At 65.7% G+C, this 24,097-nt stretch carries 25 protein-coding genes; 9 read left to right on the top strand and 16 right to left on the bottom strand.

Translation table 11 applies throughout. From position 1 onward, the window contains the following. Nucleotides 1–35: 35 nt before the first annotated feature. The 6 genes from RAD16_RS25355 to RAD16_RS25380 all read right to left on the bottom strand — a co-directional run bounded on the left by RAD16_RS25355 (nt 36) and on the right by RAD16_RS25380 (nt 5,445). Entirely contained in the window at nt 36–866 is an 831-nt protein-coding gene (locus tag RAD16_RS25355; RefSeq protein WP_458160572.1) for a TonB family protein, read from the bottom strand. Next, nucleotides 866–1,312 carry a TonB system transport protein ExbD gene (gene exbD, locus RAD16_RS25360; RefSeq protein WP_458160573.1) on the bottom strand — a complete coding sequence of 149 codons (447 nt, stop codon included), beginning with the start codon at nt 1,310–1,312 and terminating at the stop codon, nt 866–868. The genes RAD16_RS25355 and exbD overlap by 1 nt, the downstream gene beginning before the upstream one ends. Before the next feature lie 3 nt (nt 1,313–1,315). Further along, nucleotides 1,316–2,092 carry a tonB-system energizer ExbB gene (exbB, locus tag RAD16_RS25365; protein WP_458160574.1) on the bottom strand — a complete coding sequence of 259 codons (777 nt, stop codon included), beginning with the start codon at nt 2,090–2,092 and terminating at the stop codon, nt 1,316–1,318. Between the two features lie 27 nt (nt 2,093–2,119). Next, nucleotides 2,120–2,635, bottom strand: coding sequence for a heme utilization cystosolic carrier protein HutX (hutX, locus tag RAD16_RS25370; protein WP_458160575.1), 516 nt, complete (start codon nt 2,633–2,635; stop codon nt 2,120–2,122). Between the two features lie 30 nt (nt 2,636–2,665). After that, on the bottom strand, nt 2,666–3,001 hold the full coding sequence (locus tag RAD16_RS25375) for an antibiotic biosynthesis monooxygenase family protein (RefSeq protein WP_458160576.1): 336 nt from the start codon (nt 2,999–3,001) through the stop codon (nt 2,666–2,668). Nucleotides 3,002–3,096: 95 nt separating this feature from the next. Further along, nucleotides 3,097–5,445, bottom strand: coding sequence for a TonB-dependent hemoglobin/transferrin/lactoferrin family receptor (locus tag RAD16_RS25380; RefSeq protein ID WP_458160577.1), 2,349 nt, complete (start codon nt 5,443–5,445; stop codon nt 3,097–3,099). 261 nt (nt 5,446–5,706) lie between these two features. Between RAD16_RS25380 and RAD16_RS25385 the strand changes: the two genes are divergently transcribed. The 4 genes from RAD16_RS25385 to RAD16_RS25400 are packed head-to-tail and all read left to right on the top strand — an operon-like array spanning nt 5,707 to nt 8,755. Continuing rightward, nucleotides 5,707–5,913, top strand: a complete 207-nt coding sequence (locus RAD16_RS25385) for a hemin uptake protein HemP (RefSeq protein WP_458160578.1) — start codon at nt 5,707–5,709, stop codon at nt 5,911–5,913. Between the two features lie 6 nt (nt 5,914–5,919). Continuing rightward, a complete protein-coding gene (locus tag RAD16_RS25390; protein ID WP_458160579.1) occupies nt 5,920–6,870 on the top strand; it encodes a heme/hemin ABC transporter substrate-binding protein in 951 nt (316 codons plus the stop codon). Beyond that, complete coding sequence (locus RAD16_RS25395) at nt 6,867–7,961, top strand: FecCD family ABC transporter permease (RefSeq protein WP_458160580.1); 1,095 nt, start codon at nt 6,867–6,869, stop codon at nt 7,959–7,961. Before RAD16_RS25390 ends, RAD16_RS25395 begins: the two co-directional genes overlap by 4 nt. Next, nucleotides 7,958–8,755, top strand: a complete 798-nt coding sequence (locus RAD16_RS25400; RefSeq protein ID WP_458160581.1) for a heme ABC transporter ATP-binding protein — start codon at nt 7,958–7,960, stop codon at nt 8,753–8,755. The genes RAD16_RS25395 and RAD16_RS25400 overlap by 4 nt, the downstream gene beginning before the upstream one ends. A 153-nt stretch (nt 8,756–8,908) precedes the next feature. On the opposite strand, the gene RAD16_RS25405 is transcribed toward RAD16_RS25400, so the two are convergent. Both RAD16_RS25405 and RAD16_RS25410 read right to left on the bottom strand, forming a co-directional pair. After that, the gene (locus RAD16_RS25405; protein ID WP_458160582.1) at nt 8,909–10,582 is read right to left on the bottom strand and encodes a mucoidy inhibitor MuiA family protein; all 1,674 of its coding nucleotides are present in this window, start codon (nt 10,580–10,582) and stop codon (nt 8,909–8,911) included. Between the two features lie 169 nt (nt 10,583–10,751). Then, nucleotides 10,752–11,372 (bottom strand): response regulator transcription factor, encoded by a 621-nt coding sequence (locus RAD16_RS25410; RefSeq protein WP_458160583.1) that lies wholly within the window; start codon nt 11,370–11,372, stop codon nt 10,752–10,754. A 202-nt stretch (nt 11,373–11,574) separates the two neighbouring features. Between RAD16_RS25410 and RAD16_RS25415 the strand changes: the two genes are divergently transcribed. Continuing rightward, nucleotides 11,575–12,591 (top strand): AraC family transcriptional regulator, encoded by a 1,017-nt coding sequence (locus RAD16_RS25415; protein WP_458160584.1) that lies wholly within the window; start codon nt 11,575–11,577, stop codon nt 12,589–12,591. Nucleotide 12,592: 1 nt separating this feature from the next. Here RAD16_RS25415 and RAD16_RS25420 read toward each other — a convergent pair whose 3' ends face one another. Continuing rightward, nucleotides 12,593–13,804: an NnrS family protein gene (locus RAD16_RS25420; RefSeq protein ID WP_458160585.1), complete on the bottom strand. Its 1,212-nt coding sequence runs from the start codon at nt 13,802–13,804 to the stop codon at nt 12,593–12,595. A 128-nt stretch (nt 13,805–13,932) separates the two neighbouring features. Between RAD16_RS25420 and RAD16_RS25425 the strand changes: the two genes are divergently transcribed. Continuing rightward, nucleotides 13,933–14,643, top strand: coding sequence for a Crp/Fnr family transcriptional regulator (locus tag RAD16_RS25425; RefSeq protein ID WP_458160586.1), 711 nt, complete (start codon nt 13,933–13,935; stop codon nt 14,641–14,643). A gap of 87 nt (nt 14,644–14,730) precedes the next feature. Here the strand turns inward: RAD16_RS25425 and RAD16_RS25430 are convergent, their stop codons facing one another. Continuing rightward, nucleotides 14,731–14,928, bottom strand: coding sequence for a DUF1858 domain-containing protein (locus RAD16_RS25430; RefSeq protein ID WP_027561005.1), 198 nt, complete (start codon nt 14,926–14,928; stop codon nt 14,731–14,733). A 181-nt stretch (nt 14,929–15,109) separates the two neighbouring features. Next, nucleotides 15,110–16,462: an oxygen-independent coproporphyrinogen III oxidase gene (gene hemN / locus RAD16_RS25435; protein ID WP_458160587.1), complete on the bottom strand. Its 1,353-nt coding sequence runs from the start codon at nt 16,460–16,462 to the stop codon at nt 15,110–15,112. Between the two features lie 159 nt (nt 16,463–16,621). Between hemN and RAD16_RS25440 the strand changes: the two genes are divergently transcribed. Further along, nucleotides 16,622–16,828 carry a hypothetical protein gene (locus RAD16_RS25440; protein ID WP_458160588.1) on the top strand — a complete coding sequence of 69 codons (207 nt, stop codon included), beginning with the start codon at nt 16,622–16,624 and terminating at the stop codon, nt 16,826–16,828. Nucleotides 16,829–17,055: 227 nt separating this feature from the next. Beyond that, on the top strand, nt 17,056–17,889 hold the full coding sequence (locus RAD16_RS25445; RefSeq protein WP_458160589.1) for an SUMF1/EgtB/PvdO family nonheme iron enzyme: 834 nt from the start codon (nt 17,056–17,058) through the stop codon (nt 17,887–17,889). A 102-nt stretch (nt 17,890–17,991) separates the two neighbouring features. On the opposite strand, the gene RAD16_RS25450 is transcribed toward RAD16_RS25445, so the two are convergent. The 5 genes from RAD16_RS25450 to RAD16_RS25470 form a co-directional block, all read right to left on the bottom strand. Next, nucleotides 17,992–18,531 carry a tautomerase family protein gene (locus RAD16_RS25450; RefSeq protein ID WP_458160590.1) on the bottom strand — a complete coding sequence of 180 codons (540 nt, stop codon included), beginning with the start codon at nt 18,529–18,531 and terminating at the stop codon, nt 17,992–17,994. 125 nt (nt 18,532–18,656) lie between these two features. Continuing rightward, a complete protein-coding gene (locus RAD16_RS25455; RefSeq protein WP_458160591.1) occupies nt 18,657–19,670 on the bottom strand; it encodes a GlxA family transcriptional regulator in 1,014 nt (337 codons plus the stop codon). Between the two features lie 128 nt (nt 19,671–19,798). Then, nucleotides 19,799–20,434 carry a GNAT family N-acetyltransferase gene (locus RAD16_RS25460; protein WP_458160592.1) on the bottom strand — a complete coding sequence of 212 codons (636 nt, stop codon included), beginning with the start codon at nt 20,432–20,434 and terminating at the stop codon, nt 19,799–19,801. A gap of 21 nt (nt 20,435–20,455) precedes the next feature. Further along, entirely contained in the window at nt 20,456–21,106 is a 651-nt protein-coding gene (locus RAD16_RS25465) for a 3-oxoacid CoA-transferase subunit B (RefSeq protein ID WP_027545524.1), read from the bottom strand. A 73-nt stretch (nt 21,107–21,179) separates the two neighbouring features. Further along, nucleotides 21,180–21,887 (bottom strand): CoA transferase subunit A, encoded by a 708-nt coding sequence (locus RAD16_RS25470; RefSeq protein WP_458160593.1) that lies wholly within the window; start codon nt 21,885–21,887, stop codon nt 21,180–21,182. A gap of 278 nt (nt 21,888–22,165) precedes the next feature. On the opposite strand from RAD16_RS25470, the gene RAD16_RS25475 reads away from it, so the two are divergent. Next, the gene (locus tag RAD16_RS25475; protein ID WP_458160745.1) at nt 22,166–24,097 is read left to right on the top strand and encodes an AsmA family protein; all 1,932 of its coding nucleotides are present in this window, start codon (nt 22,166–22,168) and stop codon (nt 24,095–24,097) included.

Raw genomic sequence — 24,097 nt, forward strand, 5'->3', positions numbered from 1 at the left:
TTCCCGTACGCCCGGTGAGCGCGCGGCGACAGCCCCTACCTCACCGTAAATTCCACCGGTATCGAAAAGCTCATCGAGCCGTTCTTGATCTCGTCCGGGATCGGCGGAAACGGCGAGGCCTGGCGGACCATCGACATGGCCTGGGCGTCGAAGACGGCGATGCCGGACGAGCCGCCGAGACGGCTCGATGTCACCTGCCCGCTGCGGCTGACGGTGAAGCTGAGCCTTGCGACGCCCCGCTGACCGTTGCCACCGGATGGATACGAGTGGAAGCGCATCAGATGTGCGCGAACCCGTTGATTGTAGGACGCGATCGCCGAAGCCACGGCACCGGCACTCACGGCGGAGGCCATTGGTGCCTCGCGCTCGGCGCGCGGCGGCGCGCTGGTCCGCGGCGCAGGTGTTGCATCCGATGGCCTTTTCGCTTCCCGGCGAACCACCTTCGGCTTCTCCGGTGCAGGCTTTTCGACCGGCACGATCTTCGCCGGCTCGGGCTTGGCCGGTGTCGGCTCGAGCTTCTGATCCGGCGGCGCGACCACGTCCGGTTTCTCCTGCGGCGGGGTCGGCGCGATGGTCTCCTCGACGGCCTGCTGCTGCACCGGCTCCGGCGACGAGGCATCGGCCTCCTGCATCAGCGGTCCCGGCGCGACGTTGTCCATCGTCGGCTGCGGCGCGGAGGTCACCGGCGACATGTCGACCATGATCGCCGGCAGGCTCACGCCCTGCTCGGGCTGCGACCGGAGCCAGCCCATCGCCAGCACCGCGGCGCCAATATGCAGCGCCACGATCACCGCGCCCGATACGCCCCAGCGCGCGGTCTCGCGTTCGCCAAGCGGCTCGTGCAGGGCAAAGGCGTTCGCGGCCATCAGTTGCGTCCGTCGAGGCCGACGAGCGCGACCTTGAGGTAGCCTGCGTTGCGCAAGATGTTCATCACCTCCATCAGGTCGCCGTAGCTCACGGCCTTGTCGGCGCGCAGATAGATACGCTCGTCCTTGCGGCCGTTGGTTGCCGCTGCGAGCGCGGCGGCGAGGCCATCGCGCGCCATCGTGTCCTCGCCGACGGCCACGGTGAGATCGGGCTTCACCGTCACGAAGGTCGGCTTGTCCGGGCGCGGCGCCGGCTCGGCGGCCGTGGCGGGCAATTCGACGCCGATGTCGACGGTGGCGAGCGGGGCGGCGACCATGAAGATGATCAGCAGCACCAGCATCACGTCGATGAACGGCGTGACGTTGATCTCATGGGTGACGTCGAGATCGCCGGGGTCGCCGCGCCTCAGCGGCGATCCCCCGCGTGCACCAAGCTTCGCGCCCATGGCCTACTCCGCCGCCCGCGCCAGGCGGAACTCTCTGTTGTCGCGCTGGCGGCTGACCAGCAGCATGAGCTGCGCCGAGGCGTCCCCAAGCAGCGCGCGGTAATTGGCGATGCCGCGGACGAGATGGTTGTAGATCACCACCGCCGGAATCGCCGCGACGAGACCGAGCGCGGTCGCGAGCAGCGCCTCGGCGATGCCGGGGGCGACCACCGCAAGGCTGGTGGTGTGGCTCTCGGAGATGCCGATGAAGGAATTCATGATGCCCCAGACGGTGCCGAACAGACCGACGAACGGCGCGGTGGCGCCGATGGTCGCGAGCACGCCAGTGCCGCGCGCGATCTGCCGGGACATCGCCGCCTCGACCCGTTCGAGCCGCAGCGCGATGCGCTCCTGAAGGCCGTCATCGACAACGCCGCCGGAAAGCTCCGCCTCCTTGGCGCAGGACTGGATGAGCTGGGCGACCGCATCATGCGCCTCGCTGGTCCGCTCCGCCGCCTCCGCCAGCTTCATCCTGCCTTCGAGCGCGCGCGTCCGCGCGACGGCGAGCGCACTCTTGCGGCGCAGCTCGATAGTCTTGGCGAGCCACACCGTCCACGTCACCAGCGAGGCGATGGCGAGCCCGACCATCACCGTCTTCACGATGATGTCGGCCCCAAGGAACATGCCCCATGGCGAGAGATTGCGCGGCAACACCGCCTCGTCGATCGCGAAGGCCGGCGCCGGCGCGAACGCCAGCACGATGGTTAGGATCACGTGCCGAAGCCTGGAATTGCCCTGCATCCTGATCTCCCGACAGACAGAAGGAGGTTATGCCGCGGCCTGCGCCGCGATCCGGTACGCAAGCTGCCGAAATCGCTCGAGCTGGTCCGCACGCAGCGCCCGGGTCTCGTCGCGCCCGACGAAGACCTTGAACATGATGCCGCCGTCGGCATTGACGAAGGCGATGAAGGCCGAGCTCTTGCCCATGAAGGGACGCTCGACGAAGGCAACGCCGGCACAGCGTTCATGACGGAGATGGCCGTGCAGGCCCTTGGGCTGCATCAGGTTGAAATAGCCGCGGCCGATCTCGCCTGCGGGAATGCTGCCGGTGAACTCGAAGATCGCGTCACCAGTGTGCACGATCAGCGTGACCTCGCCCCATTGTGCGATGTCCTGCATGGCGGCGGCGAAATGCTCGCCGCCTCCCATGCGCATCATCGACGACGGCAGCGCCTCGATCACCGCGCGCGGCGTGACGTTGCGCTCGCGCGCAACGTCCTCGATCACCGCGCCGGGATTGTCGGCCATATACGCCCTGAGATCGGCGAGATCGGTGCTCAGCATGTCCGGCTCCTCATCAAGCTGGCCGCAAACTCAAGCGGCCGCGTTGGTCTTGCGCTCGGTCATGATGACCTCGAACCCCTCGAACTTGGGGTGGCCGAGATAGAGGCTCTCGCCGGTCTTGTTGTCGGCGCGCGCATGCGCGCGGCGGAATTCGTCCGAGCGCGTCCAGGCCTCGAAGGCGGCCTTGTCGATCCAGACCGTGTGCGACGAGTACAGCGTGTGGTCTTCGGCGACGGGCCCCTTGAGCAGATGGAATTCAACGAAGCCGGCCATGCTGCCGAGATAGGATTCGCGGGTGCGCCAGACGGTCTCGAACGCGGTTTCCGAGCCGAGCTTCACCTGGAAGCGATTCATAGCGATGAACATAAAGTCTCTCCTTGTTATCAAGACGAAAACGCGCCGAAGCCGCGCTGGAGCATCAGCGCGGCCCGGCGGAATTGCTGGTGTTGCGAGGCCCTCGGCTACGCACCTCCAAAGTGAATCTTCAGGCCGGCCTTGTAGACCCTGCCCGGCCCCGGGCTGGTCCACAGCACGTCGTTCTGCGTGGTGCCGTCGGTCGAGCTGCCGGGAACGGCGTAGGGCCGGTAGTACTGGTTCAGGAGGTTGTCGATCGAGGCCGAGAACACGATGTCCTTGGTCGCGTTCCAGGTCAGGTACATGTTGATCAGGTCGTAGCCGGTTGACGGCACATAGCCGGCGGGAACGTCGTTGTTCGGACCGTACGAAGCCCACTGCGCCGACAGGATCAGGGTGCGATCGAGCAGGCGGACGCCGCCGGTCGTGACGACCTTGGTCGGGGTGATGGTCGCCAGGCCGATATTGGTCTGGGTGTTCTTGCCCTTGATGTAGTGACCGGCGAGGCCGACGAACCAGTTACCGGCATCGTACATCGTCTCCGCCTCAAAGCCCTCGATGCGGGCATTGGCGATGTTCTGGTACTGGTAGAACTGGCTGAACGAACCGAACCCGGTCCGGACCGGCGTCGAGGCCACGAGGTCGATGTAGTCGGAGACGTCGTTGCGGAACAGGTTGATCTTGCCGCGGAAGGAGTCCGATGCGGAGAAGATGTTGTCGTATTTCAGGTTGAAACCGACTTCCTTGTTCTTGCCGACCTCAGGACGAAGGTTCGGGTTGGGCAGGAAGCAGAACAGGCCGCTGGTGCCGTCCGGACAGACGAAGAAGGCCGGTCCGCCGCCGGTTGCATGCGCGCCGGAGATCACGGTCTCGGTGATCGAGGGCGCGCGATAGCCTTCGGCGTAGCTGACATAGGGCTGGAAGCCCGCGACCGGCGTCACGCCGAGGGTGATCTTCGGCGAGAAGCGGTCGCCGCCCGTATAGGTCTTGCCGGATTCCAGGTGATAGCGATCGTAGCGGATTGCGCTGATGGCCTCGAACCACGTGCCGTAATTCTGCTTCAGCTGCATGAAGCCGCCCGAGACCGTGCGGATGCCGCTCGGCGTCGTGATGTTGGAATTGCCGCGGCTGTCGGTCGTGATCACATCGTCCTGGAACGCATCGACGCCGTAGGTGACCGCGTTGCGCCAGTCGCCGACATTGAAGCGCGTGGTGTTGTTCGCGTCGAAGCCGAATGTATTGAGACCATAGCCGCGCTTGTCACCGACGCAGCCCGAGATGTTGTTGCCGACATTGCCGGCACCGCAATAGGCCGCGCCTGAGGTCGAATAGTGATAGATCTTGGTCTGGTCGTTGTCGGTGCGATTGCCGTAGATCGACACGTGCGAGTCGAACAGATTGTCGCTCGGCAGCGAATAATTCCAGGTCAGCGTGCCGGTGTAGTTCTTGGTATCGGAGGCATAGACCGAGGAGCCCTGATAGAGCGCGCGCTGGGCCGCGGTCGCGACCGGACCGGTGTTCATCTGGCCGATCGTGTATTGATAGTCCTGGAAGGTGGCGCCGAACTTGACCTCGTGACCGAGGGCGGGGCGGACGGTCAGCTTCAGCAGACCGGCCTCGACCTGGTTGTTGGTATTGCCGATCTCGGTGCCGTTGCCGTCCTTGTAATTGCCCTGGGTGCGGTAGACCGCGCCGCCAAAGATATCGACGTCGGGCGTGGCACGTACGCCGCCGAACACCGAGCCGAGACCGCGATTGTTGTTGGTGCCGTAGGAGCCGGAGAGATCGACGCCCCAGCGCTCGCCGGGACGCAGCACGTCGTTGATGTCCTTGGTGCGGAACGAGACGAGACCGCCGATCGCGCCCGAGCCATAGATGTTGGCGGTCGGGCCGCGCACCACATCGACGCCGCCGATCAATTCAGGATCGAGGAAGAAGGAGCCGTTGGCGTTGTGGCCCGTGCGCTGGTAGTTCTGGCGTGCGCCGTCGACGACCACGGCGACGCGGCCGAAATCCTGCAAGCCGCGGATGTTGATGACGGTCGCGGGATCATCGCCCCGCTCCTGGAACGACACGCCGGGCACGGCATAGAAGATGTCCGACAGCCGGTTGGGCTGAAGCCCCTGGATCTGCTCGAGCGAAATCGAGCTGACCGGCGCGAGCGCGTCGATCGCGCGCTCCTTGGTCTTCGTGGCGGCAACAGTAATGGTATCGAGCACCTGTACCGGCGCCGCGCTGCCAGCCTGGGCATTGGCATTCAAGGCCGCAGGCGTTGCCTGCTGCACGACTTGCGGCCTGGCGGGCTTCCGCTTGGCCTGCTTCGGCCGATCCGAGGACGCATTCTCGGCCTGCGGCGAAGCAGTCTGCGCGAGACCGCTCTCCGTCATCACCGCCGCAATTGAAACCACCGACGCGCCCAAAATCAGGGCGCGCGAATACCTAGCCCCGTCAGCCATATCAGCCCCAGCCTGCACTTCACTTTGTTTTTGGTGTCTTCTGGCTGGCGTGCGCCGCGCGAAGCGGCGACTGGCTGGCTGATTGTCTCAGGTCGCGGACCTAATGCCCGCTGCCATAATTGGTTACGTGGCAACACTCTGACGGTCAATGATTTGGGGTTGCAGTTTATATCAATTGTAAATTGCTGCCGTTGGATTGCGCCTGATGCCGCCTATACAAACAGGCAGCATCTGAAATTTCGAAGGCGCATCACACTTACTATGTCAGCAACCTCGGGAGACAACGGCGGCGACGCGGCGGGGCCGACACAAAGCCCTTCTGCGACAACGAGAACTCTCACCATGCGCGGAAGCCGGATCGACAGCCGCGAGCTGTTTGCGGCCGAGCGCGAGATCATCATCGCGCATGGCGAGGACAGCTATCGCCTTCGCCTGACCTCGCAGAATAAGCTGATCCTGACGAAGTAACCTGCAATGACATTTTGTCGCACCATCGCACATCTCCTGCTCTCCGGCACGATCGCGCTTGCGTCTTCCGCGCACGCCGCCGGCATCACGGTGCATGACGCCCGCAATCGCGATGTCACCGTTGCCGACTTTGCCCGTACGGTCTCGATCGGCGGCGCCATCACCGAGATCCTCTATGCGCTCGGGCTCGAGAGCCGGCTGGTCGGCGTCGACACCACCAGCCTTTATCCGGCGGCGGCGCTGCACGACAAACCCAATGTCGGCTACATGCGTCAGATCTCGGCCGAGGGCGTGCTCGGCCTCAACCCGACGCTGATCCTGGCGATCCAGGGATCGGGTCCACGCGAGACCATGGACCTCTTGGAGACGGCGAAGGTGCCGCTTGTGCTGGTGCCCGAGACCTTCTCCGAGGACGGCCTGCTCGAGAAGATCAAGCTGGTCGGCCACGCCATGGGTGTCGATGCGCGCGCCGAATGCCTGAGCACCGCGGTCGGCGCCGACCTCAAGCAACTCCGCGCACTGCGCGCCAGGGTGACGAAGCCGGTGCGCGTGATGTTCGTGATGTCGCTGCAGAACGGACGGGCGATGGTCGCCGGCCACAAGACCGCGGCCGACGAGATCATCCAGCTCGCCGGCGCGGCCAATGCCGTCGACGATTACGACGGCTACAAGGTCATCGGCGACGAGGCGATCGTGGCGGCGAAACCCGACGTGGTACTGTCGATCGAGCGCGGCAAGGACTCGCTGCAGGCCGATGCGGTCTATGCCCATCCCGGCTTTGCCCTGACGCCGGTCGCCGCCAACAAGAGCTTCATCACGATGGACGGGCTCTATCTGCTCGGCTTCGGACCGCGCACGGCGGCGGCGGCGCGCGATCTCTCCGTCAAGCTCTATCCGGCGCTGGCCGATGGCGGCGCGTTCACGTCGGCTCTGTCGGCGGCGAATTGCCGGCAATGAGCGTGGCGGTCGAGACCGATGCGCGGAGCCCGCGGCGCGCCGGTGCGGGACGACGGTTTGCGTCGGTTGCGATCCCCCTGCTCCTCATTGTGCTCGCAGTCACCGCGATCATCGCGCTGACGGTCGGCGCGGCCGGAATTCCTTTCTCGCGCTTACCGGCAGCGCTCGGCTTTGGCAGCACTGCCACCGCCGATGCCATGACGGCGCGCGACCAGCTCGTGCTGTGGTCGATCCGCATTCCCCGGATCGCGGCGACCGCGATGGTCGGCGGCCTGCTCGCCGCGGCCGGCGCGATCATGCAGGGCCTGTTCCGCAATCCGCTCGCCGACCCCGCGCTGGTCGGCGTCTCCAGCGGCGGCGCGCTGGCGGCCGCCAGCGCGATCGTGTTCACGGACTCGCGCTTCGGCGAGACGCTGCGCTTTCTCCAGACCGAGCTGTTGCCGCTCGCGGCCTTCGCGGGATCGCTGGCCACGACCGCGATCCTCTACGGCATCTCCAGCCGCGCCGGGCGCACCTCGATCGCGATCTTCCTGCTCGCCGGCGTCGCCATCACCGCCATCACCAATGCCGGCATCGGACTTCTGGTCTTCATCGCCGACGACCGCCAGCTCCGCGACATCACGTTCTGGATGCTGGGCTCGATGAGCGGCGCGACCTGGACCAAGGCGGCCGTGCTCGCGCCGGTCCTCGTCATCGGGCTTGCCATGTGCGCTTTCATCGCGCGCGGCCTCGATCTCCTGGTGCTTGGCGAGGCCGACGCCTTTCACGGCGGCGTCGATGTCGAGCGCCTGAAGCGGATCTCAATCGTGATGGTCTCCGCCATGACCGGGGTCGCGGTATCGATCAGCGGCGTCATCGGCTTCGTCGGCATCGTCGTGCCGCATCTGCTGCGTCTCGTCATCGGACCGGCGCATCGCCTGCTGCTGCCGGCCTCGGTGCTGCTCGGCGCGATCCTGATGGTCGGCGCCGACACGCTGGCACGCACTATCGTGGCACCGGCGGAAATGCCGATCGGCATCCTGACCGCGGCAGTCGGCGCACCGGTCTTCCTCGGCATCCTGCTGCGCCAGCGCGGGCTCGCCTCGCCATGAGCGCCGTGATCGAGGCGCAAGCCCTCAGCAAGCGCGCCGGCCGCGCGACGCTGCTCGATGGCGTCGGTCTGACGGTCAAGGCCGGCGAGATGGTCGCGATCATCGGCCCGAACGGCGCCGGCAAATCGACGCTGCTGCGGCTGCTGTCCGGCGATCTCCGCCCGAACGACGGCGAGGTACGGCTGAAGGGGCGCGACATCAGCAGCTACACGCCGCGTGAGCTCGCCGCGCGCCGCGCGATGCTGTCCCAGCATATCAACGTCACCTTCCCGTTCACGGTGGAAGAAATCGTGCTGATGGGCACGGGCGATCGCAGCGCGCGCGACGCCGGCCCGCTCGTCGACGCCGCGCTGGACGAGGTCGGCCTTTCGCATTTCCGCGAACGGCAATTGCCGACGCTGTCGGGCGGCGAGCAGCAGCGCGCCCATTTCGCCCGCGTGCTGGTGCAGCTCGCCTGCGGCGAGGCCGAGCATGGGCCGGGACTTCTGCTGCTGGACGAACCGACCTCGAGCCTCGACCTGCGCCACCAGATCGACCTCGTCGAAGCCGCACGCCGCCGCGCGGCCGGCGGCACCGCCGTGATCGCGATCCTGCACGACCTCAACCTCGCGATCCGCTTTGCCGATCGTCTCGTCGTGCTGAACAGAGGCCGGCTCGCCGCCGACGGCCCGCGCGCGGACATCGTCACGCGCGAGATCATCCGCGACATTTTTGAGATCGACGCCGTCGTCCATCAGGCCGACGGCGTGCCTTACGTGCTGCCGCAATCGATGCAGGCGGCGCCACTACGGTGAAGGTCCACTCCCTCGCCCCGCTTGCGGGGAGAGGGGGAGCCTCCGCGGGGACGGTGAGAGTTGGACTCGCGGAGAGTCCCCCCCTCACCCGGAATTCAAGCTCCGCTTGAATTCCGGGGGGCGAGGTAAGAAAGTCCCGCCAGCGGCGAGAGACTAACCCGCCGGCGCGATCACCATGCTCTTGTCCTTCGGCCAGCGGACGCGCCAGGCGAAGTTGATGTCGCGGACCTCGCCGGGCTTGGCGTCGAACGACCATTCCAGCACGCCGCGCTTGTCGCGGATGTTGCTCGCGGTCGGCTGAGTGCTCGAAGGCAGCATCTCGACGACGATGTCCTCGCTCTCGCTGACCGGCAGCTGGTCCTCGATCGCGACCTTGATCGGGAAGTCGTGGCCGTTGCGGATCGTCGTCTTGAACGAACGCTCGTCGGTCTTCGACGTCGTCACGATCAGACCGGCCGAACCTTCGTTGCGCTTGAGCACGGCGCGTTCGATCTTGACCTTGTCGTCGGCACCGAAGCCGAGGCGTATGATGTCGTCCTTCGCCGAGGCCGACAGCTTGCCGCGGCCGACGAAGACTCCGTCGCGGTAGATCGCGACCTTGCCCGGCAGCAAGGCCGTGTCGTCGGTCTGCTTGAAGCTGGCTTCGAGGAAGGCGGTCGGGTCCAGCACCGGCGCCGCGCGCACGGCGAGATCGGCCGGCACGTTCATGGAAGCGATACGCAGGCTCTTGGTACCTTCGGTGGCGCCGAGGCTGACGCGGCCGGGAATCCTGAAGGTGGCCTGGAAGTCGCCGATCTCGGCGACCGCCTGCAGCTCGTCGGCACGCTCGCGCGGTTCGGCCGCCGCCGCCATTTTCGGCACCAGTGATTGCATCTGACGCGATACGGGAGCAGGCCTTGCCAGATCCGAGGCCGCACCGAGTGCCATTGGCTTGGGCGGTTGCGGATATTGCGCCACCAGCGAGCCCAACTCCGGGGCACTGCCGCCGCGATTGATGCGGACCGTGGAGACGCCGAGCGTCACGTTCGACCAGTCTTCGCCGGTCGACTGCGTGATCTCGGCGCGGCGGACCAGCTCAAGCTGCGGCTTGCAGTCCTTGGCGCCGGTGTCGAGCCGGGCGTCGTAGAGCGGCAGCCAGCGCGCGTTGCGCACATTATAGGTGACCCGCAGCGTCGCCTTGGTCGCGGCCGTCGCGGCAATGTCCATGCGCACCTCGAGCTTGCTCGGCGGCTTGGCCTTGCGCTCGACATCGAGCTGGGCGATCTGCCGATCGATCTCGCGCATCTTGCGCGTGGCGTCGCGGCCGGCGGTATCGGCGCTGGCGATTTCCTCGCCAACCGCCGCAAAGGCCGCGCGCCATTCGGCGATCGGCCGCGCCTCGCCCTTCTCGCCGATGCCGACGGGGGCAGCTTCGGCAAAATGCTCGGCAAATTTGCGCCGCGCATTGGCCGAGTCGATTGCGCCCTGCAGATCGGCGCGCTGGTCGTTCAGGGTCTCGATGCGCTTTTCAAGCTCGGGCAGGTTGACCGGCGCCGCGCGCGGCGGTCGCACATCGATCGTGCCGATGGTGAGCCTGGCGCCGCCTTCACCCTCGACGCGGAGGGAGGACGTATCGAGCCCGAGTGGAAAATCCTTGGCGACCAGCGTCGAATCCCCGGAGGGCAGGTCGATCGTGATGATGCGGGTGACGGTGGCGCCATCGAGATAAACCGTGACAGCGTCGATCGCCGATGTGGCGTCCAGATCGGCGGCCCATGACGGCGTCGCCGTCGCCATGGTCACCAGGACCAGGCTCGTCGTTGCCAAACATCTTGCGGTGATGCGCATAAAGTCCCTCCTGCCGTATCGCCGCGCCGCCAGCCGGACGCGCGCGATCAAATGCCTCGCCAACATGGTTGGACGCGGCAGGGAAGGAACCGGTTCGATTGGGGTTTCCGTTGGGCGCCGCTGCGGCGGCAGCATGGCCGCGGAACGTGTCGTCCCGCAGCGGAGGCCGTCAGGCCTGAGTGGACGAACCCTGGCCGAAGATGCGGCGGAGCAGATCGGTCACGTTCTTGGCGCCGGCCTTTTTCAGAATGCTGGCACGGTAGCCCTCGACTGTCCGGGCGCTCAGATGAATGCGCCGGGCGATCTCCTTGTTGGTGAGGCCGGCGGCAAGGTACTCGAGCACATCGCTTTCGCGCCCCGTCAGGGGCTCGCAGCCGGACAGCCAGCGCTGCCGGTTCGCGTTCGGCTGACCGAACTCGTCGATGGCGGCATCGATCCGGCCAACGATGTCATGGGTGCGGAACGGCTTCTCGATGAAGTCGGTGGCGCCGCTCTTGATCGCGTCGACCGCCATGGCGATGCTGCCATTCGCCGAGGTCACCAGGACCGGCGCCATGCAATTCTCCTCGCGCAGCCGCTTGAGCACGTCGAGCGCGGAGCGATCCGGCGGCATCTCGAGCAGCACGCAGGCCGGCATCCGCGCCTTGGCTTCCGAGAGCAGCGAGGCTCCATCGGCGAAACAGACCACGTCATAGGCGCTCTGTTGGAGCGCGGAGAAAAGTTGTTCGCGGGAGGCGGCGTCAGTTTCAATGACGAATACCTTACCCTTGGAAAGCATGTTTCCCGGCATAATCCCGATCCAGCAATGTCTTGGTCAAATGAGACGAGACGGCCGGGGGCCCCATCGCGCCCCGCCGTCCTGAGCACGGGCATTCGCGCCGGTGCGTCGCTTTCCCCTATGTATGTTCCGTACTGTTCCGGGATTTGACGGATCGGGACAGAAACTTTACATTTCGGGACATCTGCGGGAATGGCTGGCAGGAACGGGTCGCATGACCGACCTCATTCGCAGCGCAGGTTTGAGCTATTACCCGGAAGTGGCCCGGTCGGTCGGGCTCGATCCCAAGCAGATGATGCGCAAGGTCAGGCTGCCGCTGGCCGTGCTCGACAAGCCCGATACGCCCATTGCCGTGACCAGCCTGCGCCGTCTGCTCGAATTGTCGGCAGAGGCGTCCGGTGCCGAAGATTTCGGCCTGCGGCTCGCCGAGCGCGGCGGGCTCACCAATTTCGGCGCGGTCGGCCTGATCGTGCGCGAACAGGCAACCGTCGGCGAGGCCATTGAAGCATTCTCGCGCTTCATCCACGTCCATCACGAAGGCATGAAGCTCGACGTCGTCAGAGACAAGCAGACGGTGACCATCACGCTGCATCTGCGCGGCCGGCAACCGATCGCGCCGCGGCAGTCGATCGACATGGCGCTCGGCAGCATCCATCGCATCATCCAGTCGCTGTTCGGCGCCGACTGGCGGCCGCTGGAGGTGCACCTGCATTACGCGCCGCCGCACGACCGCAAGCGCTACCGCGAGTTCTTCGGCTGCCGCGTGGTGTTCAATGCCGATGACGATGCGATCCTGCTGTCGGCGCACGACATGGAGCGGCGGATCCCGAGCGCGCATCCGCTGATCGCGAGCTATCTGCGCAAGCGGATCGAGGCGATCGAGACGCGGCCGGCAAGCTGGGAGGCAAAGGTCGACGAGGTCGTGCGCATCCTGCTCGCCGGCGGCGACTGCACGGTCGAGCGCGTGGCCGAGCACCTCGCCTGCACCCGCCGCACCATCCACCGTCGGCTCGCCACATCAGGCACCAGCTTCTCGGCGATCCTCGATGCGCGGCGCGCCGATCTCGTGATCCACCTGATCGACGATCCCGGCCGGCCGCTGGCCGATATCGCCACCCAGCTCGGCTTCTCCGCACAGAGCGCGATGGCGCGCTGGTTCCGCCGCCGATTCGGCTGCAGCATCTCCGAATGGCGCAAGGGCGAGCGGCCGCTGGCGGCAAACGCAGCCTAACTCAGCGTGCCGGAGCCGGCACGCCCATGATGGCGAGTGCGCGCCGGCGGCTGCCGGCGAGCAGCGGGCCGAACGCGACCGCAAAGCCGAGGAACGCGACGATCCAGCCGCAGGCGGCGATATGCAGCAGCACATCGCTGTGGGCCGGCAGCACCACCGCAGCGACCCGCGCCAGCGCCGCGACGATGATCGCGACGTAGATTCCCTGCGTCGCCGGCGAGGCCGTCAGCGCCTGTCCGGTATGGCCAAGGCTCGCACGCGTCATCACCGCGAGCGTCATGGTCCCGGCCGCGCCCGCCATCCAGGCATGAATGCCGGCGCTCGGCGGCAGTTCGCCGAAGGCGGCCAAAGCGTGCAGGAGGAATCCGAGCGGCACGAAGACATAACCGACATGCAGGATCAGCAGCAGCCGCTCGCGCGTGGTGCGATCGCCGGCCCACCGTGCGAGCCGCACCAGATGCAGCACGCCGACGAGCCCCATCACGACACCGGTGATCATGTTCAGCGGTGCCACGATCCACGCGATCAGCGCCAGCGCGCTCAATGCGATCACGGCTCGGTCGAAACGGCCGAACGGCACCGGCACGCGGCCGGGATTGAACTTGACCAGCCAGTTGCGGGTGAAGCTCGGGATGATGCGGCCGCCGATCAGCGAGATCAGCAGCACGACCACGCCAATACCGACACGGATGCTGACATCGGCTGCGCCCTCATAATGCGCTTCGAGATGGAAGCCGACATTGCCGGCGAGCAGCACAAGAACCAGGACCACCACCGGCAGGTTGCGCCAGTTGCCGCCCGCGATGATCTCGCGCGTTGCGGCCGCAACCACCAGCGTCAGGAACGCGGCATCGACGACAAGCGCGAAGGCCCAGCCGATATCGGCAGAGAGAGTCACGGCGGCACGCCCGGCAAGCCAGACCACCAGCAGCGCGCCCAGCGACGTGCCCTGGATCGGCAGCCGCCCGGTCCAGTTCGGGATCGCCGTGAACAGGAACCCGGTGATGACGGCCGGCAGGAAGCCGTAGAGCATCTCGTGGACGTGCCAGTCGCGCGGCGCGAAGGCGGAACTCACGGACAGCTCGCCATAGAACATCGGCAGCCAGGCCAGGATCGACAGGCCGGCCTGGATCGCAGCCAGCAGGAAAAAGGGCCGAAAGCTGTTCGCGAACAGCGGCCACCCCTGGAAATTACGGGATCGGACGCCAGCCATGGGGCAACTCCTGTGAATTCGGACTGTTGTCTGGAAAAATACTGCCGTCCGGCCGGCCCGTTTTGCGCTATCGCAAACTGCCTGGCGATTGCAGGTGCCATCACACTCCCTGATGCCAAGGAGGCAGAATGGCCAAGGTCGACACATCGCTGGTTGCGCATTTGCCGCTGTTCGCCGGCGTCAAGCCCGAGGACCTTGAGGAGATCCTGCGCGAGGCCCGCTCGGCGCGCTATCCGAAGAACACCGCCATATTCGAGCAGGGCGCGGACGCGCAATCGTTCTTCCTGCTGCTGCACGGCCATGTCCGCGCGGCCAAGACCACACCGACCGGCGAGCAGATCGTGGTGCGCTATGTCGCGCCCGGCGAGACGTTCGGGCTCGCGATGGCGATCGGTACGGCGCATTATCCGGCAACCGCGATGGCGGTCGACGACAGCGTGGTGCTGATCTGGCCGACCTCGGCCTGGCCGCGGCTGGTCGAGCGCTTTCCGGCGATCGCCGCCAACACGCTCCAGACCGTCGGCGCGCGGCTCCAGGAGAGCCACACCCGCATCCTGGAAATGTCGACCCAGCAGGTCGAGCAGCGCGTCGCGCATGCGCTGCTGCGGCTGGCAAAACAGTCCGGCAAGAAACTCGACCACGGCATCGAGATCGACTTCCCGATCAGCCGCCAGGACATCGCGCAGATGACCGGCACCACGCTGCACACGGTGAGCCGCATCCTCAGCGGCTGGGAGAGCCAGGGCCTCGTCGAGAGCGGCCGCCAGCGCATCATCCTGCGCGATCCGCACAAGATCGTGGTGCTGTCGGAGCGGACCGCGGACAGCGGGCCGACCTGAAATTAGGGGTGAGAGCGCTCCCGCTTACGGCGGAAGCCCGCCCTCACCCGGGAATCCGCGCACCACCCGCGCGAACTCCAACCCGCCTCACGCCGGCACGCATTCGCACAGCGCGGCGAGGAATTTATCCTGATCGATGCCATGCTCGCGGCAGGCATCTTCCACGGTGTGGAAGGTTGCGATCGGGCAGCCGACACAGGCCATCCTGAAGGCGAGGAACACGCGGATCGTGTGCGGCGCCGTACGCATGATGTCATCGACCAGATCGTCGGATCGAAAGGGCATGGACAACTCCGTTCCGAAACGACGATAGCGGAGCGGGGCTGGGTTTCTTTGTGGAAGCGCAAGCTGGCTTGTCATTCCGGGGCGCGCCTCTTGGCGCGAGCCCGGAATCCATCATGCAGCGGATGACGTGGACGAATGGATTCCGGGCTCGTGCTTCGCACGCCCCGGAATGACGGAGAGACTACACCGCCCGGCTGTGCAACTGCTTGCCCGGATCCAGATGTGCGTCGAATGCAGCGGCAACACTGCGCACCAGGAAGCGCGAGTCGTTCGCCACCGCAAGACGGTCGCCGTCGAGTCTGACCACGCCGTCCGAGATTAGCGGCTTCAGCCGCGAGGCCGATTGCAGCATCGCCTCGGGCTCCGCGCCATGGCGCGCGCAGATGTCGCCGAGATCGGCGCTGAACTCGCACATGATGCGCTCGATGATGTCGGCGCGCAGCCTGTCGTCGTCGGTGAGCCCATAGCCCTTCGCAGTAGCCAGGCGACCGCTCGTGATGCTTTGCGCATAGGCGCCGATCTGCACCTCGTTCTGGACATAGCCCTGCGGCGGATGGCCGATCGCGCTGGCGCCGAAGCCGAGCAGGACCTCACCCCGGTCGGTGGTGTAGCCCTGGAAATTGCGGCGCAGCGTTCGGTCTTCAAAGGCGACGGCCATGGCGTCGTCGGGACGCGCGAAATGGTCGAGCCCGATCTGCACATAGCCGGCCTCTTTCAAGGCATTGGCGATCGCGCAGGCCTGATCGTGGCGCGCAAGGCCGTCCGGCAAGGCCGCCTCGTTGATCATCCGCTGATGCTTCTTGAAAGCAGGCACGTGCGCATAGCCGAATACCGAAAAGCGGTCGGGTCCGAGCTCGAGCGAGCGCCGCACGGTGTCGAGGCAGGACGCGACGGTCTGGTGCGGCAGCCCGTAGATGAGATCGAAATTGATGCCCTTGATGCCGGCCCGCTGGAGCATGTCGACGACGGACGCCGTCTGCCCACAACTCTGTACGCGGTTGATCGCGCGCTGCACGACCGGGTCGAAACTCTGCACCCCGAGGCTGGCGCGGTTGACGCCGGAGAGGCGCATCGCCTCCACCATCTCTGATGTCAGCGTGCGCGGGTCGATCTCGACCGCGATCTCGGCCGACGGCAGCACGAAGAAGGCGTGACGCATCGCCGCCATCAACTCGGCAAAGGCTTCCGGCGCCATGATCGTCGGCGTGCCGCCACCGAAATGGATGTGCTCGACCTTGATACGGCGGCCGATGGTCTCGGCCACCTGCGCGATCTCGCTCCGCAGCGTCCGCTGATAGGCCGCAATCAACCCGTCGCGCCGGACAATCTGGGTATGGCAGCCGCAATACCAGCACATCTCGCGGCAGAACGGCACATGCAGATAGAGCGATGCGCTCGCGCCCGCGGGCAGCTCGGACAGCCACCGGGCGTAAGTGTTTGCGCCGATCGCAGCAGAGAAGTGCGGCGCGGTCGGATAGCTCGTGTAGCGCGGCAGGCGTTCTTCGCCATAGCTCGCTGCGAGATCGGTCCTCATATCTTCCCCATTCGTAAATCGATGCTGCGCGGCGGGGCGGCAGAATCCGGATGGCATTGGATTACCCGTTTTCAGACGGACGACCTTGCGCTTGCTCAAAGTCAGAGCGCCGGATTTGGCCGATGATGACGTTTAATTATCGCTTCCTGGAGATAGGCCATGGCGTCGCTCGCGCTCGATCTCGTTCTCTGGCTCACCGGCGTTCGCGGTCACATCCCTCGCTTTGACGATTTCCGTCCCGCCCCCGCCGCGCCCACCGTTGGCGTCAGCTATATCGTGCGCGTGCTGGCGATCACGGCTGTCGTTTTTGCCGCGCTGTCGCTGGCACTCTGGGGCACGGTCTGGATTGCGATCCAGCTGTTCTGATCGACAGCCATTCATTCGCGATCAAACGCATCTGAACATGCGAACGATTTGCCGCGCATGCGGCTGACGTCGCGTGATGTGTCGTCGCATTCATCGCATCGCCGATGCGACTTTCGGGCACACATCTTAAGGAGTTCACCGGAGGCGAATCCGGCAAAAACTTGTCGCAGCGCAAACACTCTTGCCAGGATAGGCGCACACTGCATCCGTCATCAAAACCCTTGCACATGAAGGATGCTTCCGATGTTCACCCGCAGAGCCGCATTGATCAGCGCCGCCGCGGTACTGCGGCCGAGCCAGCCATCGTCAGCATCGCGCCGGGCAACATCTCCTATCGCGAGGCCGGCGATTTCACGCGCGGCGGACAGCAAGCGGAAGTGCCGCTGCGTGCGATGCGCTTTTCGAAGCCGCTTCACATCATGCGCGAGCAGGTGTCCTCCGCCGACTATCAGCTCTGCGTGCAGGACGGCGGCTGCCGCGCGCTCGATCGCGGCGTCGCGATCGCGTTCGATCGCCCCGTCGTGCAGGTGAGCTGGCACGATGCCGAAGCCTATGCCACCTGGCTGTCGCACAAGACCGGCCGCACATATCGCCTGCCGAACGATGCGGAATGGGCCTTTGCGGCGGGCTCACGGTTCAAGGACGACGGTGCGCCGGTGGACGCGGAAGATCCCTCGAAGCGCTGGCTCAGCCGCTATGAACGTGAATCCGAGCGCGACCTCTCCGACACCACGGCCTATCCGTTCGGCAAGTTCGGCGCGAACGAGCACGGCATCGGTGATATCGCCGGCAATGTCTGGGAATGGACCTCGACCTGCTTCGTGCGCTCGCGGATCGACGAAACAGGCAAGGCCGGCCGTCCGACCGTCAATTGCGGCGTCCGCGTCGCCGAGGGCGCGCACCGGGCCTATGTCACCGACTTCATCCGCGACGCCCGCGCTGGCGGCTGCGCGCAAGGCGTGCCGCCCGCCAATCTCGGCTTCCGCCTGGTGCGCGAGGAAACGTCATGGGTGGCGAGCCTCTCAGGACGCCTCGGCAAGGCCTGGTCATCAAAATCGTGATGTAAAGCGCGATCCGATTTGGATGAATCGCCATCGCGCTTTTGGTTGTTGTTTGCGTATGATCATTCCGGAAAACCGCTTCGCACTTTTCCGGATCATGCTTTAGGCCGAGTCGGCTGCCTGCGCGATCCGCGTGGCGTCGAGCATGCCTTCCAGCAGCGCGACGGCCTTGCCGTGGCGCCGCCGGGCAAGGCGTTCCTCGCCCACCCTGCGTTCGTGCTCCCCGGCGATGAAAGCGTGGATGTCTGCCGTCCGGCGAATGCCGCCGCGACTACCCCACGTACCGTCTTCGACTTCGGTCGGAAACACCCAGACGCGCGAGGCCACGTCGTCGAAGCTGCCGCCTTCGGCACGAGCAACGGCGTCGGTGACGTCCCTCACGAGCGCCTTGCGCGAAGCATCCGTATACTGGCCTTCGGGAACAGAAGGCACGATTCGGTAGCGCGGCTTTTCCGACGGTACCCCCGCGACAAAGACGGCAGCCGGCCGGTGCAGGAAAACGACCGTGACGCCTTGCGCCACCCGGCTTGCCGGGTCGAATCCTTCGTGTCCGATCAGAATGTCGCCAAGCTCCTTCACCAAGCGGGCTTCCGCCTCCGCCTTCAGGGCCCCTTCGGGAATCGTCAGATCGATCATCGGCATGGTTGAACCTCCTGGCATTATTCCGCGCCGCCCGTTATTGGCGGCGCGTGAGCCGATCTAGGACGCGCTGCCCCTGCGCGGCCAGTGGCGATATCGCCATTTTCGGAGGTATTTCGGACAGGCCCTCAGGCGGCCACGGCGGCGTGCTGCCGATGATGGCGTGAAAACCGCCGCTGGTAATCTCGCGGCAACAGCCCCGTTTCCCGCTTGAAGAGGCGCCGGAACGTTGAAAGATCGCCGTAACCGACGCGCCGGCTCACGGCATCCATCGTCAAATTCTTCGTTTCCAGCAACCGCTTGGCGACTTCTATCCGCAGGCTCTGCAGATAGTGCAACGGCGTCTTGCCCAGGGCCCGTTTGAAACGCCGATTGAGAGTTCGCTCGCTGACCGCCAACTGACGCGCGAGCTCGCCAAGGCTGAAGCCGCGCTGGAGCGACTTTTGCATCCAGCGCTGGGCGCGCGCCACCAGCGGATCGGAATGCGGCTTTTCCTGCATGCTCGCATAGGAGGACTGCGCCACCCGGTTACTGTCTATCAGCATCAGCTTGCCGGTTTCCGCAGCGACCTCCGCGCTGACGAGCTTCTGGACGATTCGCAGCGCAAGATTGAGAGCGCTCGTCACCGCGGCACTGCAGATAATGTCGTCCTGCTCGGTGATGATGTCGTTGATCCGCAGATCCACATCGGGATAGCGGTGCGCGAACGTCTTACCTCGCGCCCAATGCGTCGTCGCCACTGAGCCGTCGAGCAGACCAGCTTCGGCAAGCAGGAAACTTCCCGTGCAATAGGACGCGAGCAGCACGCCGCGCTCGTGCTGCCGGCGCAAGGCGACGATCAGCGGTGTGACCAGGTCCTTCCGCTCCAGGAATCGCTCCACGTCGGGCACAAACGGGCCAGGCACGACGACAGCATCTGCCGACGAGCGCGTGGTGATTGGCCCATCTACATCGATACGTTGGCCCGAAGCTGTACGAATCTCCCGGCCATCCATGGATTCGATGCGCCAATGCAATGGCGTCGGCTTCCCCGATTGCCTGCGCTCGGCCGCAATCCAGTTGGCCGCCGTGAAAACGTCGACCATGCCGGCGACGCTCGAGGCGAGAATCCCCTCATAGACCCAGATCCTGACCAGTGGCATCGCGATGTCCGATTTTGCTTTCGACGGGGAAATACTGCCACCACCGGGCCGGCGCCAGCAAGCCGTCCGCGGGCTCGGCCGCTCAGGCGAACCACGCCGCGCGAATGCAGAGGCGGGTCTCTATCGGACTAGATCGCACGGGCGAACATGCGAAAGCCGGGCGCGCCGATGATCGCTTCGAAAGCTGGATCGCGCTTCTCCTCGGCAAGGACAAAGCCGGCCCTGGCATAGGCGCGCTCGGCAGGCTCGTTGCCGATCAGGAACGATATCGTCGCCCGGCGAAAGCCGGCCGCCCGCCCCTTCTCCAGCGCGTGGGCAATCAACGCCTGCATCAGGCCGCGGCCGCGATACGCGGGATCGGTGGCGACATGCTCGATCATCCAGTCGCCCTCGCCGCCCTGAACCCAGCAGGCGCGCGTGTAGGCGCCGCGCTGGCGGATGGCGTTCAGCTCCGACGGAGCGAGCCCCATCGCGCCACCGACCTCCTCGATCGCGCGCCATGCCGCGGGTCCCGTGTCCGCTGCAGGCACGGCGCACAGCGCGGCAACGGGCTTGCCGTCGACCTCCGCGACCAGGAATTGCGAGACGTGCCACATCGACACCGCGCGTGCGACAGCGATGCGCGCGATGAAATCGCGGCATTTCGCATCGGGCCAGCCGAGCGCAACGTCGAACCAGCCGCGCGACCGATAGCCGCGCATCGATGACAGAATAACTTTTGCGATGAACTCGGCGTCTTCGGGACGCGCAGACCGTATCGTCATGCGCGCCCCTTTGCGACGACCTTACGTGTTCTTCAGCGCGACGCGGAATTCCGCCTCGGTCTTGGCCTTGACCTCGTCGAGCGTGACGCCGTCGGCGAGCTCGATCAGGGCCATGCCGCCGTCGCCGTGCTTGTCGATGGTGAAGACGGCGAGATCGGTGACGACCATGTCGACCACGCGTTCGCCGGTCAGCGGCAGATTGCACTTCTTCAAGAGCTTCGAGCCGTCCTTGGCCGAATGCTCCATCACCACCACGACGCGCTTGACACCGGCGACGAGGTCCATCGCGCCGCCCATGCCCTTGACCATCTTGCCGGGGATCATCCAGTTGGCGAGATCGCCGTTCTGGGCCACCTGCATGGCGCCGAGGATCGACAGGTCCATGTGGCCGCCGCGGATCATGCCGAAGGAATCCGCGCTCGAGAAATAGGAGGTCGAGGGCAACTCGCTGACGGTCTGCTTGCCGGCGTTGATCAGGTCCGCGTCAACCTCGTCTTCATAGGGGAACGGGCCCATGCCGAGCATGCCGTTCTCACTCTGCAGGCTGACATCGACGCCGTCGGGGATGAAGTTCGAGACCAGCGTCGGGATGCCGATGCCGAGATTGACGTAGTAGCCGTCACGCAGTTCCTTCGCGGCGCGCGCAGCCATCTGTTCACGGGTCCAGGCCATCTTAGTCTCCTGTAGTTCTTAATTGCGCATGATCTTGTCGGAAAACCGGTATCCACTTTTCCGGATCATGCGCTCAAGCTGCCGTGCGCGGGCGGGTGTTGCGGAATTCGATGCGCTTCTTGGCCGTGCCGACCTCGACGATGCGCTTCACGAAAATGCCCGGCGTGTGGATGTGGTCGGGATTGAGTTCACCGGCCGGAACCAGATGCTCGACCTCGGCCACCGTGATCTTGGCGGCGGTCGCCATCATCGGGTTAAAGTTGCGCGCGGTCTTGCGGTAGATCAGGTTGCCGGCGGTGTCGCCCTTCCAGGCATGCACGATGGCGAGGTCGGCGAACAGGCCGCGCTCCATCAGGTACTTCTCGCCGTCGAACTCCTTCACTTCCTTGCCTTCGGCGATCAGCGTACCGACGCCGGTCTTGGTGTAGAAGGCCGGGATGCCTGCGCCGCCGGCGCGGATGCGCTCGGCCAGCGTGCCCTGCGGGTTGAATTCGAGTTCCAGCTCGCCGGCGAGGAATTGCTGGGCGAACAGCTTGTTCTCGCCGACATAGGACGAGATCATCTTCTTGATCTGGCGGGTTTCGAGCAGGCGGCTGAGGCCGATGCCGTCGACGCCGGCATTGTTGGAGACGACCGTCAGGCCCTTGACGCCGGACTCGCGGATCGCGTCCGACAGCTCCTCGGCGATGCCGCAGAGGCCGAAGCCGCCCGACATGACCATCATGTTGTCTTTGAGAATGCCGTCGAGGGCCGACTTGGCGTCGGGATAGACCTTGTTCATACAGGAAACCTTCGGCTTGCAGGCGTCGCGCCTCTATTGGCGGCGATTATTAGGCGAAATCGTCCGAAGCCGTCAATGATACGGGGTTCTCCGCCGGGCGCGCCGGTGGTAGAAGCTGCCCAGCCGGTGGGCAGAACCGTCCGCGGCCTTGAAAGCGACAAGAAAACCCATCAAGTTGCGGCACTTAACATGACAGGGCTTGGGCGCGGGGGCGCGCAGGTTTCCCGGCCCGCCCTTCCGGCTCCAACGACCAACCCGATCAGGACATGCCATTGACCATGGCCCAAGGAATGAAGCGCCTCGGGACGCCGATCGCGGCGCTGCTCGGCGTCGTGCTGATCGCCCTGATCGCGACCTCATGGCTCATCAACCGCGACGCGTTGCGCAAGGCGGTCGAAGCCCAGATCCGCGACGTCACCGGGCTCGAGCTCAACGTGGCAGGCAACATCGACATTTCGGTGCTGCCGGCGAGCTACGTCTCGTTCCATGACGTCGGGCTCAAGGGCGGCGGCACCAGCGATCCCGCGCTCCATGTCGACGTGCTGACCGCCAATCTGCGCCTGCTGCCCCTGCTGCTGCAGCGGTTCGAGATCGCCGACCTGACGCTGCTGCGGCCGCGCATCCATGTCAGCCTGAAGCCGGACGGCGAGAGCAACTGGACGCCCTTCATCCAGACCATCGCGCGCACCATGAAGCCCGGCGCCGAGAACCAGGTGTCGTTCTCCGAGATCAGGATCCAGGACGGCGTGCTCAACTACGAGGATGCCGCCACCCACGCCACCGAGAAGTTCGAGGATATCGACCTGTCGCTGGCCTGGCCGTCGATCTCGCGCTCCTTTGCGGCGACCGGGCAGTTCGACTGGCGCGGCGAGCGCGTCGACGGCTCGATCAGCTTTTCCGATTTCGTCGCCGCGCTCTCCGGCGATCGTTCCGGCCTGAAGGCGCGGATCGCCAGCCCACCGCTCAAGCTCGCCTTCGACGGCAGCGTCGCCAACCGCACCAGCCCGATGATGGAGGGCACGCTCACCATCGACAGCCCGTCGCTGCGCAATGCGCTGCGCTGGACCGGCCAGCCGCAGCCCGGCAGCGGCGGCTTCGGCCGCTTCGCGCTGAAGGCGCGCGCCAATGTCGTGGGCGCCTCGATCGCGCTCACCAACGTCAATGTCGAGCTCGACGGCAACGCCGCCGAGGGCGTCATGACCTACGCCAATAACGGCCGGCAGACGCTGCAGGCGACGCTTGCCGCCGACGCGCTCGACTTCACACCTTATATCTCCACCTTCCGCCTGCTCGCGAGCGGCGCGCGCGACTGGAACAGGCAGCTGTTCGATCTCAACGGCTTGTCGACCACCGATCTCGACATGCGCCTGTCGGCAGCCAGGCTGACGGTCGGCCCGACAAAGCTCGGCCGCACCGCGATCGGCGCCAATTTGCGTAACGGCACGCTGGCGCTCTCGGTGGGCGAAGCCCAGGTCTATGGCGGCATCGCCAAGGGCTCGTTCGGCATCGCCCGCTCCGATACCGTCGCCGACATCAAGGCGCAATTCCAGTTCACCGACGTGGACCTGCAGGCCTGCGCCACCGAGCTGTTCGGCCTCAACAAGCTATCCGGCCGCGGCAACATCAACGTCTCGCTGCTGGCCTCCGGCTCGAGCCCGTTCGGCCTCGTGCAGTCGCTCGACGGCAGCGCCACCGTGACCGGGCATGACGGCGCCATCGCAGGCTTCAACGCCGAGCAGCTCCTGAAGCGGCTGGAGCGAAGGCCGCTGTCCGGCGGCGGCAATTTCCGCAGCGGCTCGACCCCCTACAGCAACCTCATCATCGCGCTGAAATTCTCCGACGGCGTCGCCACTGCCGAGGACATCCGCATCGAAGGACCGGCTGCGAAGATCACGATGACCGGCACCGCCTCGGTGCCGGCGCGCGAATACGACATGAAGGGTGTGGCGAGCCTCAACACGACGTCCGGCTTCGAATTGCCCTTCGTGGTGCAGGGCCCCTGGGACGATCCCCTGATCCTGCCGGATTCGGACGTCCTGATCCGCCGCTCGCCCTTCGGCGCGCAGCTGCTCAAGAAGGAGGGCCAAACCGGCGACACGGTGCGCTCGGTCATCGAGAAGATCACCGGCGTCAAGCGCCCCGCGCCGGCGGATCAGCCGACGGCCGAGAACGCCAAGGAAAACGCGAAGGACAACGCCAAGTCCAACTGA

This window comes from Bradyrhizobium sp. 18BD, from assembly GCF_054185225.1.

Excerpts from the sequence above, each read along its gene's own strand:
- hutX (WP_458160575.1), bottom strand. The coding sequence starts at position 2,635 with ATGCTGAGCACCGATCTCGCCGATCTCAGGGCGTATATGGCCGACAAT.
- RAD16_RS25445 (WP_458160589.1), top strand. The coding sequence starts at position 17,056 with ATGAAGGATGCTTCCGATGTTCACCCGCAGAGCCGCATTGATCAGCGC.
- RAD16_RS25440 (WP_458160588.1), top strand. The coding sequence starts at position 16,622 with ATGGCGTCGCTCGCGCTCGATCTCGTTCTCTGGCTCACCGGCGTTCGC.
- RAD16_RS25465 (WP_027545524.1), bottom strand. The coding sequence starts at position 21,106 with ATGGCCTGGACCCGTGAACAGATGGCTGCGCGCGCCGCGAAGGAACTG.
- RAD16_RS25410 (WP_458160583.1), bottom strand. The coding sequence starts at position 11,372 with ATGCCGGGAAACATGCTTTCCAAGGGTAAGGTATTCGTCATTGAAACT.
- RAD16_RS25475 (WP_458160745.1), top strand. The coding sequence starts at position 22,166 with ATGGCCCAAGGAATGAAGCGCCTCGGGACGCCGATCGCGGCGCTGCTC.
- RAD16_RS25450 (WP_458160590.1), bottom strand. The coding sequence starts at position 18,531 with ATGCCGATGATCGATCTGACGATTCCCGAAGGGGCCCTGAAGGCGGAG.
- RAD16_RS25420 (WP_458160585.1), bottom strand. The coding sequence starts at position 13,804 with ATGGCTGGCGTCCGATCCCGTAATTTCCAGGGGTGGCCGCTGTTCGCG.
- RAD16_RS25400 (WP_458160581.1), top strand. The coding sequence starts at position 7,958 with ATGAGCGCCGTGATCGAGGCGCAAGCCCTCAGCAAGCGCGCCGGCCGC.
- RAD16_RS25375 (WP_458160576.1), bottom strand. The coding sequence starts at position 3,001 with ATGTTCATCGCTATGAATCGCTTCCAGGTGAAGCTCGGCTCGGAAACC.
- hemN (WP_458160587.1), bottom strand. The coding sequence starts at position 16,462 with ATGAGGACCGATCTCGCAGCGAGCTATGGCGAAGAACGCCTGCCGCGC.
- RAD16_RS25385 (WP_458160578.1), top strand. The coding sequence starts at position 5,707 with ATGTCAGCAACCTCGGGAGACAACGGCGGCGACGCGGCGGGGCCGACA.
- exbB (WP_458160574.1), bottom strand. The coding sequence starts at position 2,092 with ATGCAGGGCAATTCCAGGCTTCGGCACGTGATCCTAACCATCGTGCTG.
- RAD16_RS25460 (WP_458160592.1), bottom strand. The coding sequence starts at position 20,434 with ATGACGATACGGTCTGCGCGTCCCGAAGACGCCGAGTTCATCGCAAAA.
- RAD16_RS25355 (WP_458160572.1), bottom strand. The coding sequence starts at position 866 with ATGGCCGCGAACGCCTTTGCCCTGCACGAGCCGCTTGGCGAACGCGAG.
- RAD16_RS25425 (WP_458160586.1), top strand. The coding sequence starts at position 13,933 with ATGGCCAAGGTCGACACATCGCTGGTTGCGCATTTGCCGCTGTTCGCC.
- RAD16_RS25470 (WP_458160593.1), bottom strand. The coding sequence starts at position 21,887 with ATGAACAAGGTCTATCCCGACGCCAAGTCGGCCCTCGACGGCATTCTC.
- exbD (WP_458160573.1), bottom strand. The coding sequence starts at position 1,312 with ATGGGCGCGAAGCTTGGTGCACGCGGGGGATCGCCGCTGAGGCGCGGC.
- RAD16_RS25380 (WP_458160577.1), bottom strand. The coding sequence starts at position 5,445 with ATGGCTGACGGGGCTAGGTATTCGCGCGCCCTGATTTTGGGCGCGTCG.
- RAD16_RS25455 (WP_458160591.1), bottom strand. The coding sequence starts at position 19,670 with ATGCCACTGGTCAGGATCTGGGTCTATGAGGGGATTCTCGCCTCGAGC.
- RAD16_RS25405 (WP_458160582.1), bottom strand. The coding sequence starts at position 10,582 with ATGCGCATCACCGCAAGATGTTTGGCAACGACGAGCCTGGTCCTGGTG.
- RAD16_RS25430 (WP_027561005.1), bottom strand. The coding sequence starts at position 14,928 with ATGCCCTTTCGATCCGACGATCTGGTCGATGACATCATGCGTACGGCG.
- RAD16_RS25395 (WP_458160580.1), top strand. The coding sequence starts at position 6,867 with ATGAGCGTGGCGGTCGAGACCGATGCGCGGAGCCCGCGGCGCGCCGGT.
- RAD16_RS25390 (WP_458160579.1), top strand. The coding sequence starts at position 5,920 with ATGACATTTTGTCGCACCATCGCACATCTCCTGCTCTCCGGCACGATC.
- RAD16_RS25415 (WP_458160584.1), top strand. The coding sequence starts at position 11,575 with ATGACCGACCTCATTCGCAGCGCAGGTTTGAGCTATTACCCGGAAGTG.